Raw genomic sequence first — 19,542 nt, forward strand, 5'->3', positions numbered from 1 at the left:
AGGAACCCTCTTTGAACCGATAAATCACAGAGTTGAGGTGCCAAATGAAAAAGCAGGAAAACATCGCAAAAATTTACCCGCTAACCCCATTGCAAGAGGGTATGTTGTTTCACACTGTCACAGACACGGGCAGCAGCGCCTATTGCCTCCAGATGTCTGCAACGATCGAGGGCGATTTTCACCTGCCGCTTTTTGAGCAGAGTCTGAACAAGCTCGTGGAAAACTACGAAGTATTGCGCACGGCTTTTGTATACCAAAACATGCAGCGACCTCGCCAAGTCGTGTTCAAGGAAAGAAAAGTGACCGTTCCTTGCGAAAACATCGCGCATTTGCCAAGCGCAGAGCAGGACGCGTACATACAAGCGTACACGAAGCAACATCATACATTCGACCTGACAAAAGACAACTTGATGAAAGCAGCCATTTTTCAAACGGCCGAGAACAAGTACCGATTGGTTTGGGCCTTCCATCATATTATCGTGGACGGTTGGACATTGGGCGTCTTGCTGCATAAGCTGCTGACCTATTACGCAGCGCTGCGAAAAGGCGAGCCGATTCCGCGGGAAGCGACGAAGCCGTACAGCGAATATATCAAGTGGCTGGATAAGCAAAACAAGGACGAGGCCCTCGCTTATTGGCAAAACTACCTGGCAGGATATGACCATCAGGCTGCTTTTCCGAAAAAGAAGCTTGGAACGGAAGCAAGCCGCTATGAACATGTCGAGGCGATGTTCACGATCGCTCCCGAGAAGACGCAGCAGCTGATCCAGATCGCGAATCAAAATCAGGCGACGATGAGCAGCGTGTTTCAAGCTCTTTGGGGCATTTTGGCCAGCACATACAAAAATGCGGACGATGTCGTTTTCGGCTCGGTCGTATCAGGCCGCCCGCCGCAAATCCAAGGAATTGAGAGCATGGTCGGCTTGTTCATCAACACGATTCCGACCCGCGTCCAGACGAACAAACAACAGACGTTCAGCGAACTGCTGCAAACCGTGCAAAAGCAAGCCCTGGCGTCTGCCACCTACGATTTCGCGCCGCTGTACGAAATTCAGAGCACAACGGTGCTGAAACAGGAATTGATCGATCATTTGGTCACGTTTGAAAATTACCCCGATCATTCGATGAAGCATCTGGAAGAATCATTAGGGTTTCAATTCACCGTAGAAAGCGGGGATGAGCAGACCTCCTATGATTTGAACGTGGTCGTCGCCCTCGCTCCCTCGAACGAGCTGTACGTGAAGCTAAGCTACAATGCCGCGGTGTATGATTCGTCATTCGTAAACAGAATCGAAGGGCATCTCCGCACCGTCATTGACCAGGTGATCGGCAATCCGCATGTACACCTGCACGAGATCGGCATCATCACCGAAGAGGAAAAGCAGCAACTGCTCGTCGCCTACAACGACACGGCTGCTGAATATCCGCGGGACAAAACGATTTTCGAGCTGATCGCGGAACAAGCGAGCCGGACACCAGCGAAAGCAGCAGTTGTTTGCGGCGAGGACACCCTGACCTATCAGGAGCTGATGGAGCGTTCTGCCCAGCTTGCCAATGCTTTGCGCGAAAAAGGAATCGCCAGCGGCAGCATCGTCTCGATTATGGCGGAACATTCACTGGAGCTGATCGTGGCGATCATGGCTGTCTTGCGGTCAGGTGCTGCCTACTTGCCGATTGATCCCGAGTACCCGCAAGATCGCATCCAGTATTTGCTCGATGACAGCCAGACCACGCTGCTGTTAACCCAGTCGCATCTGCAACCAAACATCCAGTTTGCAGGCAGCGTGCTTTATTTGGACGATCGTTCCTTGTACGAAGGCGGCAGCACATCCTTCGCACCCGAGAGCAAGCCTGATGATTTGGCGTACATGATCTACACTTCCGGTTCTACCGGCAATCCAAAAGGGGCGATGATTACTCATCAAGGCCTGGTCAATTACATCTGGTGGGCCAACAAGGTGTACGTCCAAGGCGAAGCGGTGGACTTTCCGCTGTACTCATCTATTTCGTTCGATTTGACCGTCACCTCGATCTTCACGCCGCTTCTGTCCGGCAACACGATTCATGTGTACAGAGGGGCAGACAAGGTACAGGTCATTTTGGACATCATCAAAGATAACAAAGTCGGGATCATCAAGCTGACGCCGACACACCTGAAGCTGATTGAACACATCGACGGCAAGGCCAGCAGCATCAGGCGGTTCATCGTCGGCGGCGAGAACTTGCCGACAAAGCTGGCGAAGCAAATTTACGACCATTTCGGAGAGAACGTGCAAATTTTCAACGAGTACGGACCGACCGAAACCGTTGTCGGTTGCATGATTTACTTGTATGACCCGCAAACAACGACCCAGGAGTCGGTGCCAATCGGTGTCCCGGCAGACAACGTCCAGCTTTATTTGCTCGATGCTTCCATGCAGCCGGTGCCCGTCGGCTCGCTTGGCGAAATGTACATAGCCGGAGACGGCGTAGCCAAAGGGTATTTCAACAGACCGGAGCTGACGAAGGAAAAGTTTATCGACAACCCGTTCCGTCCGGGAACCAAAATGTATCGAACAGGCGACCTGGCAAAATGGCTGCCTGATGGAAACATGGAGTATGCAGGCAGAATGGACTATCAAGTGAAGATTCGCGGCCATCGGATCGAGATGGGCGAAATCGAAACGCGCCTGACGCAGCATGAGGCGGTCAAGGAAGCGGTCGTGATCGTGGAAAAGGATGAGAGCGGCCAAAACGTGTTGTACGCGTACCTTGTTTCCGAGCGGGAACTGACGGTAGCTGAGCTGAGAGAATTTTTGGGGCGCACGCTGCCTTCCTATATGATTCCTTCCTTCTTTATTCGCTTGGCGGAAATTCCGCTGACCGCGAACGGAAAAGTAGAGCGAAAAAAATTGCCGAAGCCAGCTGGCGCAGTCGTCACAGGCACGGCGTATGCAGCTCCGCAAAATGAAATCGAGGCAAAGCTGGCCGAGATATGGCAGCAAGTGCTGGGCATAAGCCAGGTAGGGATTCACGACGATTTCTTTGACTTGGGCGGACACTCGTTGAAGGCGATGACTGTCGTTTTCCAAGTCTCGAAAGCGCTGGAAGTGGAATTGCCCGTAAAGGCCTTGTTCGAACATCCAACCGTAGCGGAGCTGGCCCGCTTCCTTTCGCGGTCGGAAAAAACCGAGTACACCGCGATTCAACCCGTGGCAGCGCAGGAGTTTTACCCGGTTTCATCTGCGCAAAAAAGAATGTATATCCTGCAACAGTTCGAAGGCAACGGAATCAGCTACAACATTTCGGGTGCGATTCTCCTGGAAGGAAAGCTGGACTACGCCCGGTTTGCCAGCGCTGTGCAACAGCTGGCAGAGCGCCACGAAGCTTTGCGCACCTCGTTCCACCGGATCGACGGCGAGCCTGTGCAAAAAGTGCACGAGGAAGTAGAAGTGCCGCTTTTCATGCTGGAGGCTCCCGAAGACCAGGCGGAGAAAATCATGCGCGAGTTTGTCCGTCCGTTTGATCTCGGGGTCGCTCCGCTGATGCGAACAGGTTTGCTCAAGCTGGGCAAAGACCGCCATTTGTTTTTGCTCGACATGCACCATATCATCTCGGACGGCGTTTCTTCGCAAATTTTGCTGCGTGAATTTGCCGAGTTGTACCAGGGAGCAGACTTGCAGCCGCTTTCGCTGCAATACAAAGATTTTGCTGCTTGGCAAAATGAGCTGTTTCAGACGGAGGCATACAAGAAGCAGGAGCAGCACTGGCTGAACACGTTTGCTGATGAAATTCCGCTCTTGAACCTGCCGACTGACTATCCGCGCCCTAGCGTGCAAAGCTTTGCAGGCGATCTCGTCCTTTTTGCCGCCGGAAAAGAACTGCTGGAGCGGTTGCAACAGGTAGCGTCAGAAACAGGCACCACCTTGTACATGATTTTGCTTGCCGCCTACAATGTGCTGCTGTCCAAGTATACCGGCCAGGAAGACATCATCGTCGGGACGCCTGTCGCTGGACGTTCCCATGCGGACGTGGAAAACATCATGGGCATATTCGTGAACACATTGGCGCTGCGCAACCAGCCTGCCAGCAGCAAAACGTTTGCGCAATTTTTGCAGGAAGTGAAGCAAAATGCGCTTGCAGCCTATGACCATCAAGATTATCCATTTGAAGAACTCGTGGAAAAACTGGCGATTCAGCGGGATATTAGCCGAAATCCGTTGTTTGACACGTTGTTTTCTTTGGAAAACGCGAACCAGCAGTCGCTTGCCATCGCCGAGCTGACAGCGTCGCCCTATGAGCTGTTCAACAAAATTTCCAAGTTCGATCTCGCTTTGAACGCAAGCGAATCGCCAGCGGACATTCAGTTCCAGCTCACATTCGCAACCAAGCTGTTCAAGAAAGAAACGGTCGAGCGAATGGCCCGGCATTACCTGGAAATTTTGCGCTGGATCAGTGAGCAGCCAACGGCAAGCCTCGCGGACATCGACATGATGACGGAAGCGGAAAAACGCACACTCCTTCTGAACGTGAACGATACGTTTGTCGAGCGTACCGCCGCGACCGCCTTGCATCAATTAGTGGAGGAGCAAGCAGCACGCACGCCTGATGAAGTGGCCGTCGTGTACGAAGAATATGCCTTGACCTATCGCGAGCTGAACGCCAGGGCGAACCAGCTGGCCCGTTTGCTGCGCAGTCACGGAACCGGACCAGATACGTTGATCGGCATTATGGTGGACCGTTCGCCAGGCATGGTCGTCGGGATGCTGGCTGTGCTCAAAGCAGGCGGCGCGTACACGCCAATCGACCCAAGCTATCCGCCAGAACGAATCCAGTACATGCTCAGCGACAGCCAGGCGCCGATTTTGCTGACGCAGCGTCATTTGCAGGAGCTGGCTGCTTATCAAGGGGAGATCATCGACGTAGACGAGGAAGCGATTTACACCGGAGCCGACACGAACCTGGACAACGTCACTGGCAAGGACGACTTGGCCTATGTGATCTACACATCGGGATCGACGGGCAATCCGAAAGGCGTCATGATCTCCCATCAGGCGATTTGCAATCACATGTTGTGGATGAGAGAGACGTTCCCGCTGACGACCGAGGATGCTGTCCTGCAAAAAACGCCGTTCAGCTTCGACGCTTCCGTATGGGAGTTTTATTTGCCGCTCATCACCGGAGGACAACTGGTGTTGGCAAAGCCGGACGGGCATCGCGACATCGCCTACATGACTCGTCTCATTCGAGATGAGAAAATCACGACCTTGCAGATGGTTCCGTCCTTGCTGGATCTGGTCATGACCGACCCGGGCTGGAGCGCATGCACGAGCTTGCAGCGAGTGTTCTGCGGCGGAGAAGCATTGACGCCTGCCCTCGTCTCGCGTTTTTACGAGACACAGCAAGCTCAGTTGATCAACTTGTACGGCCCTACAGAAACAACCATTGATGCGACCTACTGGCCTTGCCCGCGCCAGCAGGAATACAGCGCAATTCCGATCGGCAAACCGATCGACAACGTCCGGCTGTATGTCGTCAATGCCAGCAACCAGCTTCAGCCAGTAGGCGTAGCGGGAGAGCTGTGCATTGCCGGAGACGGTTTGGCCCGCGGCTATTGGCAGCGCGAGGAGCTGACGAAAGCAAGTTTTGTCGACAACCCGTTTGAGCCGGGCGGCACCATGTACCGTACCGGAGATATGGTCCGCTATTTGCCAGATGGCCATATCGAGTATTTGGGACGCATCGACCATCAAGTCAAAATCAGAGGTCACCGCATCGAGCTGGGGGAAATCGAAGCCACGCTTTTGCAGCATGAAGCGGTCAAAGCGGTCGTCGTCATGGCCCGCCAGGATGGCAAAGGGCAAAACAGCCTGTACGCCTATGTCGTAGCGGAGCAGGACATCCAGACAGCGGAGCTGAGAACGTACCTGTCTGCCACCTTGCCAGCCTACATGGTTCCGTCCGCTTTTGTTTTCTTGGAGCAGTTGCCGCTTTCAGCGAACGGCAAAGTGGATCGCAAGGCATTGCCTCAACCGGAGGATGCCGCCGCATCTGCTGCCGTGTATGTGGCGCCGCGCAACGAATGGGAAGCCAAGCTCGCAGCGATATGGGAAAGTGTGCTTGGAGTCAAGCCGATCGGGGTTCACGATCATTTCTTTGAACTGGGCGGACATTCCTTGAAAGCGATGCACGTCATTTCTTTGCTCCAGCGCAGCTTCCAGGTGGACGTACCGTTGAAAGTCCTGTTTGAATCGCCAACGATCGCGGGCCTGGCCCCACTTGTTGCGGCTGCCCGCAAAGGCACGTACACAGCAATCCACCCTGTCGAAAAGCAGGAGTATTACCCGGTTTCCGCGGCACAGAAGCGAATGTTCATTCTGCAGCAAATGGAAGGGGCAGGCATCAGCTACAACATGCCAGGCTTCATGTATCTCGACGGCAAGCTGGATACAGAGCGGCTGCAACAGGCGCTGAAAAGTTTGGTGCAACGCCACGAATCGTTGCGCACCTCGTTCCACTCCGTGCAAGGCGAGACGGTTCAGCGTGTGCATGACGATGTCGAACTGGCCATCTCGTTTGGCGAAGCGACCGAAGCAGAGACCCGGCAAATAGCCGAGCGGTTTATCCAGCCGTTCGATCTGGGAACAGCCCCGCTGTTGCGTGCCGGACTCATCAAGCTGGCGCCAGAGCGTCACCTGTTCATGCTCGATTTGCACCATATTGTCGTCGATGGCGTCTCCATCGGCCTGCTCATCGAGGAATTTGCCCAGCTCTATCACGGGGAAGATCTGCCAGCGCTGCGCATTCAGTACAAAGATTTTGCCAAGTGGCAGCAGGACTGGTTCCAGACCGAGGAATTTGCCGCGCAGGAAGCCTACTGGCTCAACACCTTTACGGGAGAAATCCCCGTGCTCAATCTGCCGACGGATTACCCCAGACCGTCTGTGAAAAGCTTTGCGGGAGATCGCTTCGCCTTTGGCTCCGGCACTGCTTTGCCAAAACAATTGCATCAGCTCGCCCAAGAGACAGGCACGACGCTCTACATGGTTCTGTTGGCCGCCTACAACGTGCTCCTGTCCAAATACTCCAGGCAAGAGGACATCATCGTCGGCGCTCCTACGGCTGGCAGGTCCCATGCCGAAACGGAGTCCATCGTCGGAATGTTTGTCAACACACTGGCCTTGCGCAACGAGCCAGCCGGGAGCAAAACTTTCCGCGACTTTTTGGCCGAAGTGAAAACCAACACGCTGGGAGCGTTTGAGCATCAAGATTATCCGCTCGATGAACTCGTCGACAAGCTGGACATGCAACGGGATTTGAGCCGCAACCCTTTGTTTGACACGGTTTTCATTTTGCAAAACATGGAGCAAAAGCCGTTCGAAATGGAGCAATTGACGATTACTCCTTATTCGGCAGAGGTGAAACAGGCCAAGTTTGACCTGTCGCTGGAGGCGTACGAAGAAAACGCGGAAATCATCTTTAGCCTGGATTACAGCACCAAGCTGTTTTCGCGCGAGACGATCGAAAAAATAGCGACCCATTTTATCCAAATCTTGCGGGCGGTCATTGCGGAACCGGAAATGCCGTTGTCCGAGATCACCATGCTCACAGAGGCGGAAAAGCAGCGCTTGCTGGTCGACTTCAACGGTGCGCACAAAGATTTTCCGCAAAACAAAACGCTTCAGGCGCTTTTTGAAGAACAAGCGGAAAAGTCGCCGCAGGCAACAGCCGTGGAAATCAGCGGGCAGCCCCTGTCCTATCAGGAGCTGAATGAGCGAGCCAACCAGCTTGCCGCTACGCTGCGGGAGCGGGGAGTACAGCCTGACCAACCTGTAGGGATTATGGCGAACCGCTCTGTGGAGATGGTCGTCGGCATCCTCGCCATCTTGAAAGCAGGCGGAGCTTACGTGCCGATCGACCCGGAATATCCGGAGGAGCGTGTCGCCTACATGCTGACGGATTGCCAAGCCCGCCTGGTGCTGACGCAAAAGCATCTGGGAGCGAAGCTTGGTTCCAGCGTGACCGCGGAATGCCTGTATCTCGACGACGAGAGCAACTATGGTGTGCACCGCTCGAATTTGCAGCCGATCAATACCGCTTCCGATCTGGCTTACATCATCTACACATCGGGTACGACTGGCAAGCCAAAAGGGGTCATGGTCGAGCACCGGGGCATCGTCAACAACGTGCTGTGGAAGAAAGCGGAGTACCAAATGAAGGTTGGCGACAGAAGCTTGCTGTCTCTGTCCTTTGCCTTTGACGCTTTCGTTCTGTCCTTCTTTACGCCTGTGCTTTCCGGGGCAACTGTCGTACTGGCGGAGGATGAAGAAGCCAAGGACCCAGTCTCTTTGAAAAAGCTCATCGCCGCTTCGCGCTGCACCTTGATGACAGGCGTGCCGAGCTTGTTCCAGGCCATTCTGGAATGCAGCACGCCAGCGGATATCCGTCCGCTGCAAACCGTCACACTCGGCGGAGAAAAAATTACGGCGCAGCTTGTTGAAAAATGCAAGCAGCTGAATCCCGATCTGGTCATCGTCAACGAGTACGGCCCGACAGAAAGCAGTGTCGTCGCCACCTGGCAGCGCCTTGCGGGTCCGGATGCTGCCATCACCATCGGGCGGCCGATTGCCAACACCAGCCTGTACATCGTGAACCAATATCACCAGCTACAGCCAATCGGCGTGGTCGGGGAGATTTGCATCGGCGGCCGCGGCTTGGCACGAGGCTATTGGAACAAGCCAGCGCTCACGGAAGAGAAGTTCGTTTCCCATCCGTTTGCGGCAGGCGAGCGCATGTACAAGACGGGCGATCTTGGCAAGTGGCTCCCGGACGGAACGATTGAATACATTGGGCGCATCGACGAACAGGTCAAAGTCCGAGGCTACCGAATTGAAATCGGCGAGATCGAGTCGGCTCTGCTGGCTGCGGAAAAGCTGACAGCGGCTGTTGTGGTCGTCTATGAGGATCAGCTTGGCCAGTCGGCTCTGGCAGCGTATTTTACCGCCGACGAACAGCTTGATGTCACGAAGCTGTGGTCGCATCTGTCGAAGCGACTCCCGTCGTACATGATTCCTGCGCATTTTGTGCAGCTCGATCAGCTTCCGCTTACGCCAAACGGCAAAGTCGACAAGAAAGCCTTGCCGAAGCCAGAAGGCAAGCCCGTAACCGAAGCGCAATATGTCGCGCCGACAAATGCGGTGGAAAGCAAGCTGGCAGAGATTTGGGAACGCGTGCTCGGGGTTAGCGGCATCGGCATTCTCGACAACTTTTTCCAGATCGGCGGACATTCCTTGAAAGCGATGGCTGTCGCTGCACAGGTGCACCGCGAGTATCAGGTTGAGCTTCCGCTGAAAGTGCTGTTCGCGCAGCCTACGATCAAGGCGTTGGCCCAGTATGTCGCCACGAGCGGAAAAGAGACGTATGTGCCGATCGAGCCTGCACCGTTGCAAGAGTATTATCCTGTTTCTTCCGCGCAAAAGCGGATGTATGTCCTGCGCCAGTTTGCGGACACAGGCACGGTTTATAACATGCCGAGCGCGTTGTATATCGAAGGCGATCTGGAGCGGAAGCGTTTTGAAGCCGCCATCCACGGATTGGTCGAGCGGCACGAATCGCTGCGCACATCCTTCCATACGGTAAATGGCGAGCCTGTCCAGCGCGTACACGAGCATGTCGAGCTGAATGTGCAGTACGCGGAAGTGACGGAAGCGCAAGTGGAGCCAACCGTCGAGTCGTTCGTGCAAGCATTTGATCTGACAAAAGCTCCGCTATTGCGGGTCGGACTTTTCAAGCTGGCAGCGAAACGGCATCTGTTCCTGCTGGATATGCATCACATCATCTCGGATGGCGTCTCGGCCGGAATCATTATGGAAGAGTTCTCGAAGCTGTATCGAGGCGAAGAACTGCCTGCGCTTTCCGTCCATTACAAAGATTTCGCCGTCTGGCAGTCTGAACTGTTCCAGAGCGACGTCTATACCGAGCATGAAAACTACTGGCTGAACGCGTTTTCTGGCGACATTCCGGTGCTTAACTTGCCAGCCGATTTTTCTCGTCCGCTGACACAGAGCTTTGAAGGAGATTGCGTTTCGTTCCAGGCAGACAAAGCATTGCTGGACGATCTTCACAAGCTCGCTCAGGAGAGCCAATCGACGTTGTTCATGGTATTGCTGGCGGCTTACAATGTGCTGCTTGCCAAGTACAGCGGACAGGAAGACATCGTCGTCGGCACACCGATTGCGGGCAGATCGCACGCCGATATCGAGAACGTTCTGGGGATGTTTGTCAACACGCTCGCTTTGCGCAACTATCCGGTCGAGACGAAACACTTCCAGGCATTTTTGGAAGAGGTCAAGCAAAATACGCTGCAAGCATACGCCCATCAAGATTATCCGTTCGAAGCACTGGTCGAAAAGCTGGACATCCAGCGGGATCTCAGCCGCAATCCGCTGTTTGACACCATGTTTATTTTGCAAAACCTGGACCAAAAAGCTTACGAGCTGGATGGGCTGAAACTGGAGGCATATCCGGCACAAGCAGGCAACGCCAAATTCGATCTCACGCTGGAAGCGCACGAGGACGAGACAGGCATTCATTTTGCGCTCGTCTACTCGACCAAATTGTTCCAGCGAGAATCAATCGAAAGAATGGCGGGTCACTTCCTGCAAGTGCTGCGCCAAGTCGTTGCCGACCAAGCAACTGCCTTGCGCGAGATCAGCCTGCTCAGCGAGGAAGAGCGCCGAATTGTGACCGTTGATTTCAACAACACGTTTGCCGCGTATCCGCGCGATCTGACGATTCAGGAGCTGTTCGAGCAGCAGGCAGCAAAAACTCCGGAGCATGCAGCGGTCGTGATGGACGGACAGATGCTGACGTATCGGGAGCTGAACGAAAAAGCGAACCAGCTCGCCCATGTCCTTCGTCAAAACGGAGTCGGGAAAGAGAGCATCGTCGGTCTGCTCGCAGATCGTTCGCTGGAAATGATTACAGGCATCATGGGGATTCTCAAAGCGGGCGGCGCCTACCTGGGCCTGGACCCGGAGCATCCGTCCGAACGCCTGGCTTACATGCTGGAAGATGGCGGCGTGAAAGTTGTCCTCGTGCAAAAGCACTTGCTGCCGCTCGTCGGCGAAGGGCTGACGCCAATCGTTTTGGAAGAGGAGAGCCTGCACCGGGAAGATTGCGGCAATCCGGCGATTGTCAACGGTGCGAGTGACCTGGCTTATGTGATGTACACCTCAGGCTCTACAGGCAAGCCAAAAGGAGTCATGGTCGAGCATCGCAACGTCACCCGCTTGGTTACGCATACGAATTACGTGCAAGTGCGCGAGAGCGACCGGATGATTCAAACCGGCGCGATTGGCTTCGACGCCATGACATTTGAGATTTTCGGCGCGTTGCTGCACGGGGCCAGCCTGTATTTGGTGAGCAAGGACGTCTTGCTGGATGCCGAAAAGCTGGGCAGCTTCCTGCGGACGAATCAGATTACGACCATGTGGCTGACCTCGCCGCTCTTCAACCAGCTTTCGCAAGACAATCCGGCGATGTTTGACAGCTTGCGCGCCTTGATCGTCGGTGGCGAAGCGTTGTCGCCGAAGCACATCAACCGAGTAAAAAGTGCCCTTCCTGACCTGGAAATCTGGAACGGATACGGCCCGACCGAAAACACGACCTTCTCGACGTGCTATTTGATTGAACAGCATTTTGAAGAGCAGATTCCGATTGGCAAGCCGATTGCAAACTCCACCGCATATATCGTCGACGGCAACAATCAGCCCCAGCCGATCGGCGTGCCGGGTGAACTGTGCGTCGGTGGTGACGGTGTCGCAAGAGGCTATGTGAACAACCCGGAATTAACCGCCGAAAAGTTTGTGCCCAATCCGTTTGCGCCTGGCGAAACGATGTATCGCACCGGAGATTTGGCGAGATGGCTGCCGGATGGGACGATTGAGTATTTGGGCCGAATCGACCAGCAGGTCAAAATCAGGGGATACCGGATCGAGCTTGGGGAAATCGAGACGGTCTTGTCCCAGCAGGCACAAGTAAAAGAAGCAGTCGTGGCCGTGATCGAGGAGGCGAACGGGCAAAAAGCTCTCTGCGCTTACTTTGTGCCAGAACAGGCCGTCGACGCCGCCGAGCTGCGAGAAGCGATGTCCAAACAGTTGCCTGGCTACATGGTCCCTGCCTACTATGTGCAAATGGAAAAGCTGCCGTTGACCGCGAACGGAAAGGTTGACCGCCGGGCATTGCCGCAGCCATCCGGCGAGCGGACGACAGGAAGCGCCTTTGTCGCTGCGCAAAATGATACCGAAGCGAAGCTGCAACAGATTTGGCAAGAAGTTTTGGGCATTCCGGCAATCGGCATTCACGACAACTTCTTTGAAATCGGCGGTCATTCCTTGAAGGCGATGAACGTCATCACGCAAGTCCATAAGACATTCCAGGTGGAGCTGCCGTTAAAAGCACTGTTTGCCACTCCGACGATCCATGAGTTGGCTGCGCATATTGCCGAGAGCGCATTCGAGCAGTTCGAGACGATCCAGCCAGTCGAGCCTGCCGCGTTTTATCCCGTGTCGTTTGCCCAAAAGCGAATGTACATCCTGCATCAGTTCGAAGGAAGCGGGATCAGCTACAACGTGCCGAGTGTGCTGGTGCTGGAAGGCAAGCTCGATTATGACCGCTTTGCTGCTGCCATCCAGAGCCTGGTTAGACGGCATGAATCTTTGCGCACCTCGTTCCATTCGGTAAACGGGGAACCGCTGCAACGAGTCCATGTGGATGTCGAGCTGCCTGTCCGCCTTTTGGAGGCGACAGAAGATCAGAGCGAATCGCTCATCCAGGAGCTAATCCAGCCGTTTGATCTGGAGATAGCCCCGTTGTTCAGAGTGAATCTGATCAAGCTTGGCGCAGAGCGGCACTTGTTCTTCATGGATATGCACCACATTATTTCCGATGGCGTATCGCTTGCGGTCATCGTCGAGGAAATTGCCAGCTTGTATGCAGGAAAACAGCTTTCCGACCTGCGCATCCAGTACAAAGACTTTGCTGTGTGGCAGACCAAGCTGTCTCAGTCGGATCGCTTCCAAAAACAGGAGGATTTTTGGACCCGGACGTTTGCCGGGGAGATTCCTTTGCTGAATCTGCCCCATGACTATCCAAGACCTTCTGTGCAGAGCTTTGACGGTGACACGGTCGCGCTTGGCACCGGACATCACCTGCTGGAACAACTGCGCAAGCTCGCTGCCGAGACTGGCACGACCTTGTTCATGGTGCTGCTGGCTGCCTACCATGTGTTGCTCTCCAAGTACGCCGGACAGGAAGAAATCGTCGTCGGCACACCGATCGCAGGCCGCTCGCACGCAGATGTCGAGCGCATTGTCGGGATGTTCGTCAACACGCTCGCTTTGAAAAATACGGCCGCTGGCAGCCTGAGCTTCCGCGCCTTTTTGGAAGACGTGAAGCAAAATGCGCTCCATGCCTTCGAGCATCAAGACTATCCGTTCGAGCATCTGGTCGAGAAGCTGCAAGTGCGGCGCGATCTGAGCAGAAACCCGCTGTTTGATACGATGTTCAGCCTGGGGCTTGCCGAATCAGCCGAAGGAGAAGTAGCGGATCTGAAAGTGTCGCCTTATCCGGTGAACGGCCACATCGCCAAATTCGACCTTTCCCTGGATGCGATGGAAAAACAGGATGGACTTCTTGTTCAATTCAGCTATTGCACGAAGCTGTTTGCAAAAGAAACGGTTGATCGACTGGCCGCCCATTACGTTCAGCTTTTGCAAACAATCACAGCCGATCCCGACATCGAGCTCGCCCGGATCAGCGTGTTGTCCAAAGCAGAGACGGAGCACATGCTGCACAGCTTCCTCGCAACCAAAACGGCCTATCCGACGGACAAAACGTTCCAGAAGCTGTTCGAGGAGCAAGTGGAAAAAACACCGAACGAGATTGCCGTTCTGTTCGGCAATGAACAGCTGACCTATCAGGAGTTGAATGCAAAAGCAAACCAGCTCGCCCGCGTCCTGCGGCGAAAAGGCGTCAAGCCGGAGAGCACCGTCGGCATCCTCGTAGACCGCTCGCTCTACATGGTCATCGGCATGCTGGCCGTGTTGAAAGCAGGCGGAACATTCGTCCCGATTGATCCGGACTACCCGCTGGAGCGTCAAGCGTTCATGCTCGAAGACAGCGAGGCGAAGCTGCTGCTCACCTTGCAAAAAATGAACAGTCAAGTTGCCTTCCCTTATGAAACCTTTTATCTGGATACAGAGACAGTGGATCAGGAGGAGACGGGCAATCTGGAGCACGTTGCGCAGCCGGAGAACGCCGCTTACATCATCTACACATCCGGTACGACGGGCAAGCCAAAAGGGGTCGTCATCGAGCACCGCAGCTATGCCAATGTCGCGTTTGCCTGGAAAGACGAATATCACCTGGACAGCTTCCCGGTCCGTTTGCTGCAAATGGCGAGCTTCGCCTTTGACGTCTCGACGGGCGATTTTGCCAGGGCGCTGCTGACAGGCGGGCAACTGGTCATCTGCCCGAATGAGGTCAAAATGGACCCAGCTTCGCTGTACGAGATCATCAGGCGTCACGAAATTACCATTTTCGAAGCGACACCCGCCTTGATCATGCCGTTGATGCACTACGTTTACGAAAACGAACTGGATATGAGTCAAATGAAGCTGCTGATTCTCGGAGCAGACAGCTGCCCGGCGGAAGACTTCAAAACGTTGCTCGCGCGCTTCGGCCAGAAAATGCGCATTATCAACAGCTACGGCGTGACAGAGGCGTGCATTGACACCAGCTACTACGAAGAAACAGACGTCACCGCCATCCGCTCGGGAACGGTGCCGATCGGCAAACCGCTTCCGAACATGACGATGTACGTGGTCGATGCGCATTTGAACTTGCAGCCTGTCGGCGTCGTGGGCGAATTGTGCATCGGCGGAGCAGGGGTTGCCCGCGGTTATTTGAACAGACCTGAGCTGACGCAAGAAAAGTTTGTGCCGAATCCGTTCGCTCCAGGTGAACGATTGTACCGTACAGGTGATCTGGCGAAGTGGCGCGCAGATGGCAATGTCGAGTTCCTGGGACGCAATGACCACCAGGTAAAAATCAGGGGTGTCCGCATCGAGCTAGGGGAAATCGAGACACAGCTGCGCAAGCTGGACGGAATTACGGAAGCAGTCGTGGTCGCAAGAGAAGATCACGGGCAGGAAAAGGAATTGTGCGCATACGTCGTGGCGGACCACAAGCTTGACACCGCAGAATTGCGGGCGAATTTGCTGAAGGAACTGCCGCAAGCGATGATTCCAGCGTATTTCGTCACCTTGGATGCGCTGCCGCTGACTGCCAATGGCAAAGTAGACAGACGTTCCTTGCCAGCGCCGGATGTCACCATGCTGAGAACGACCGAGTATGTAGCGCCGCGCTCCGTCTGGGAAGCCCGATTGGCCCAAGTATGGGAGCAGGTGCTGAATGTTCCGCAAGTGGGTGCGCTGGACGACTTTTTCGCGCTCGGCGGTCACTCCTTGCGTGCCATGCGTGTCATTTCCAGCATGCACAACGAATACCAGGTCGACATCCCGCTGCGCATCTTGTTCGAAAAACCGACGATTCAGGAACTGGCGGCGTTCATCGAAGAGACAGCCAAAGGGAATGTCTTCTCGATCGAGCCTGTGCAAAAGCAAGCGTACTATCCGGTTTCCTCGGCACAAAAGCGCATGTACATCCTCGATCAATTTGAGGGAGTCGGCATCAGCTACAACATGCCGTCGACCATGCTGATCGAAGGCAAGCTGGAGCGAACACGGGTGGAAGCGGCGTTCCAGCGCTTGATTGCGCGACATGAAAGCCTGCGCACTTCGTTTGCCGTCGTCAACGGAGAGCCTGTGCAAAACATTCACGAGGACGTTCCGTTTGCGCTTGCCTATTCGGAAGTCACAGAACAGGAGGCGCGCGAACTCGTTTCTTCTCTCGTGCAGCCGTTCGATCTGGAGGTCGCACCACTCATCCGCGTGTCGCTGCTGAAAATCGGCGAGGATCGTTACGTGCTCTTTACCGACATGCATCACAGCATTTCCGATGGCGTATCCTCCGGCATTCTTTTGGCAGAGTGGGTGCAGCTGTACCAGGGTGACGTTTTGCCGGAGCTGCGTATCCAGTACAAGGACTTTGCTGTGTGGCAACAAGAGTTTTCCCAGTCGGCTGCCTTCCACAAGCAGGAAGCGTACTGGTTGCAAACGTTTGCCGATGACATTCCTGTGCTGAACTTGCCGACCGATTTCACCCGCCCCAGCACCCAAAGCTTTGCCGGGGATCAGTACACGATCGGCGCGGGCAAAGCGCTCACGGAAGGCTTGCACCAGTTGGCGCAGGCGACGGGAACGACTTTGTACATGGTTCTGCTCGCCGCGTACAACGTGCTGCTCGCCAAGTATGCCGGGCAGGAGGACATCATCGTCGGCACGCCGATTACAGGCAGATCCCATGCCGATCTCGAACCGATCGTCGGCATGTTCGTGAACACGTTGGCGATGCGAAACAAACCGCAGCGCGAAAAGACTTTTAGCGAGTTTTTGCAAGAAGTCAAGCAAAATGCGCTGGATGCGTACGGCCATCAGGATTACCCGTTTGAAGAACTGGTGGAAAAGCTCGCGATCGCGCGCGATTTGAGCCGAAATCCGCTGTTTGACACCGTGTTTACGTTCCAAAACAGCACGGAAGAGGTCATGACGCTGCCTGAATGCACGCTTGCGCCGTTTATGACGGACGAAACAGGCCAGCACGCCAAGTTCGACTTGACTTTCAGCGCTACGGAAGAGCGGGAAGAAATGACGATTGGCGTGGAGTACAGCACAAGCTTGTTTACGCGGGAAACGATGGAACGGTTCAGCCGCCACTTCCTGGCGATTGCAGCGAGCATCGTGCAAAATCCGCACATTCGCCTGAGCGAGATCGACATGCTTTTGCCAGAAGAAAAACAGCAGATTTTGGCCGGGTTCAACGATACAGCCGTCAGCTATCCCCTGGACAAAACGCTGCACCAGCTATTCGAAGAGCAGGTCGACAAAACCCCGGATCAGGCAGCGCTTCTCTTTAGCGAGCAATCGCTGACGTACAGCGAACTGAACGAGCGAGCAAACAGACTGGCAAGGGTCCTGCGCGCAAAAGGAGTCGGACCGGACCGTCTGGTAGCGATCATGGCGGAGCGCTCACCGGAAATGGTGATCGGTATTCTCGGTATTTTGAAGGCAGGCGGCGCTTATGTTCCCGTCGATCCCGGCTATCCGCAGGAGCGCATTCAGTACCTGCTCGAAGATAGCAACGCAGCCCTGCTGCTCAGCCAGGCGCATCTGTTGCCGCTGTTGGCCCAGGTGTCAAGCGAGCTGCCGGAGTGCCTTGATCTGAACGCTGAACTGGATGCCGGACTGAGCGGCTCCAACCTGCCAGCTGTCAACCAACCGACTGACCTTGCCTACGTCATCTATACATCCGGTACGACCGGCAAGCCGAAGGGTGTCATGATCCCGCATCAAGGAATCGCGAACTGCTTGCAGTGGAGAAGAGACGAATACGGGTTCGGGCCGAATGACAAGGCGTTGCAAGTGTTCTCCTTTGCCTTCGACGGTTTTGTAGCCAGCTTGTTCGCTCCGCTGCTCGGAGGGGCAACGTGCGTGTTGCCGCAAGAAGCAGCTGCCAAAGACCCGGTCGCGCTGAAAAAACTGATGGCCGCAACGGAAGTCACCCATTACTACGGCGTACCGAGTCTGTTCCAGGCCATTCTCGATTGCTCGACGACAACCGACTTCAATCAGTTGCGTTGCGTCACGCTGGGCGGCGAGAAGCTGCCTGTACAGCTTGTGCAAAAAACAAAAGAAAAGCATCCGGCAATCGAGATCAACAACGAGTACGGCCCGACGGAAAACAGCGTCGTCACCACCATCTCGCGCTCGATTGAAGCGGGGCAAGCGATCACGATTGGCCGACCGCTTGCGAACGTCCAAGTCTACATTGTAGATGAGCAGCATCACTTGCAGCCGATTGGCGTGGCCGGTGAGCTGTGCATCGGCGGAGCCGGGCTTGCCAGAGGCTATCTGAACAAACCGGAGCTGACCGCAGAGAAGTTTGTCGCAAATCCGTTCCGACCAGGCGAACGCATGTACAAAACAGGCGACTTGGTGAAATGGCGGACGGATGGCACGATCGAGTACATCGGCCGCGCTGACGAACAGGTCAAGGTGAGAGGGTATCGCATCGAGATCGGCGAGATCGAGAGCGCCGTACTCGCTTACCAGGGCATCGATCAAGCGGTGGTCGTTGCGCGAGACGATGACGCTACGGCTGGTTCCTATCTTTGCGCCTACTTTGTCGCAGCAACAGCCATATCCGTATCCGGCTTGAGAAGCCATCTGGCCAAAGAGCTGCCTGCTTACATGATTCCGAGCTATTTCGTCGAGCTGGATCAGCTGCCGCTTTCCGCCAATGGAAAAGTGGATCGCAAAGCTTTGCCGAAGCCGCAACAGTCCGATGCGACCGTGCGCGAATACGTAGCGCCGAGAAATGCGACCGAACAGCAACTGGCAGCCATCTGGCAAGAAGTTTTGGGAGTAGAGCCAATCGGCATCACCGACCAGTTCTTTGAACTCGGAGGACATTCCTTAAAAGCTACGCTGCTGATTGCCAAAGTGTATGAGTACATGCAAATCGAGCTGCCGCTGAATCTCATCTTCCAGTATCCGACGATCGAAAAGGTGGCCGATTTCATCACGCATAAGCGCTTTGAGAGCAGATACGGCACAGCCATTTTGTTAAATCAGGAGACGGCGCGAAACGTATTTTGCTTCACGCCGATCGGCGCCCAAAGCGTGTACTACCAGAAGCTTGCGGCGGAAATTCAAGGCGTCTCTTTGTACAGCTTTGATTTCATCCAGGATGACAACCGGATGGAGCAGTATATCGCGGCGATCACCGCAATTGATCCAAGCGGTCCGTACACGCTCATGGGCTACTCCTCGGGAGGCAATCTGGCTTTTGAAGTGGCGAAAGAACTGGAGGAGCGGGGCTATGGCGTCACCGACATCATCTTGTTCGACTCGTACTGGAAAGACAAGGCGATTGAGCGGACTGTCGCGGAAACAGAAAACGACATTGCCCAGCTATTCGCCGAGATTGGCGAAAACACCGAGATGTTCAACATGACGCAAGAAGACTTCCAGCTGTACGCCGCCAATGAGTTTGTCAAGCAAAGCTTCGTTCGCAAAACGGTCAGCTATGTGATGTTCCATAACAATCTGGTCAATACCGGAATGACGACTGCCGCGATCCACCTCATCCAATCCGAGCTGGAAGCAGACGAGGAAGCTCCGGTGGCAGCCAAGTGGAACGAATCAGCCTGGGCAAATGCAACGCAACGACTGCTGACGTACAGCGGGCACGGAATCCACTCGCGCATGCTGGCAGGCGATTACGCGTCGCAAAATGCTTCGATTTTGCAAAACATCCTGCAAGAACTGTTCATCCTGAAATAAGACGGCAAATGTGTAAGGGATTCCCCTTGGGAGAAAG

At 54.8% G+C, this 19,542-nt stretch carries 1 protein-coding gene; it reads left to right on the forward strand.

Features of this window, described 5'->3' with window-relative positions; all coding sequences use genetic code 11:
- The first annotated feature begins 44 nt into the window (after positions 1 to 44).
- Positions 45 to 19,505, forward strand: a complete 19,461-nt coding sequence (locus EDM60_RS25680) for a non-ribosomal peptide synthase/polyketide synthase (RefSeq protein ID WP_122966494.1) — start codon at positions 45 to 47, stop codon at positions 19,503 to 19,505.
- Positions 19,506 to 19,542 lie beyond the last annotated feature (37 nt).

This window comes from Brevibacillus parabrevis (assembly GCF_003710905.1).
Taxonomy (GTDB): Bacteria; Bacillota; Bacilli; order Brevibacillales; family Brevibacillaceae; genus Brevibacillus; species Brevibacillus parabrevis.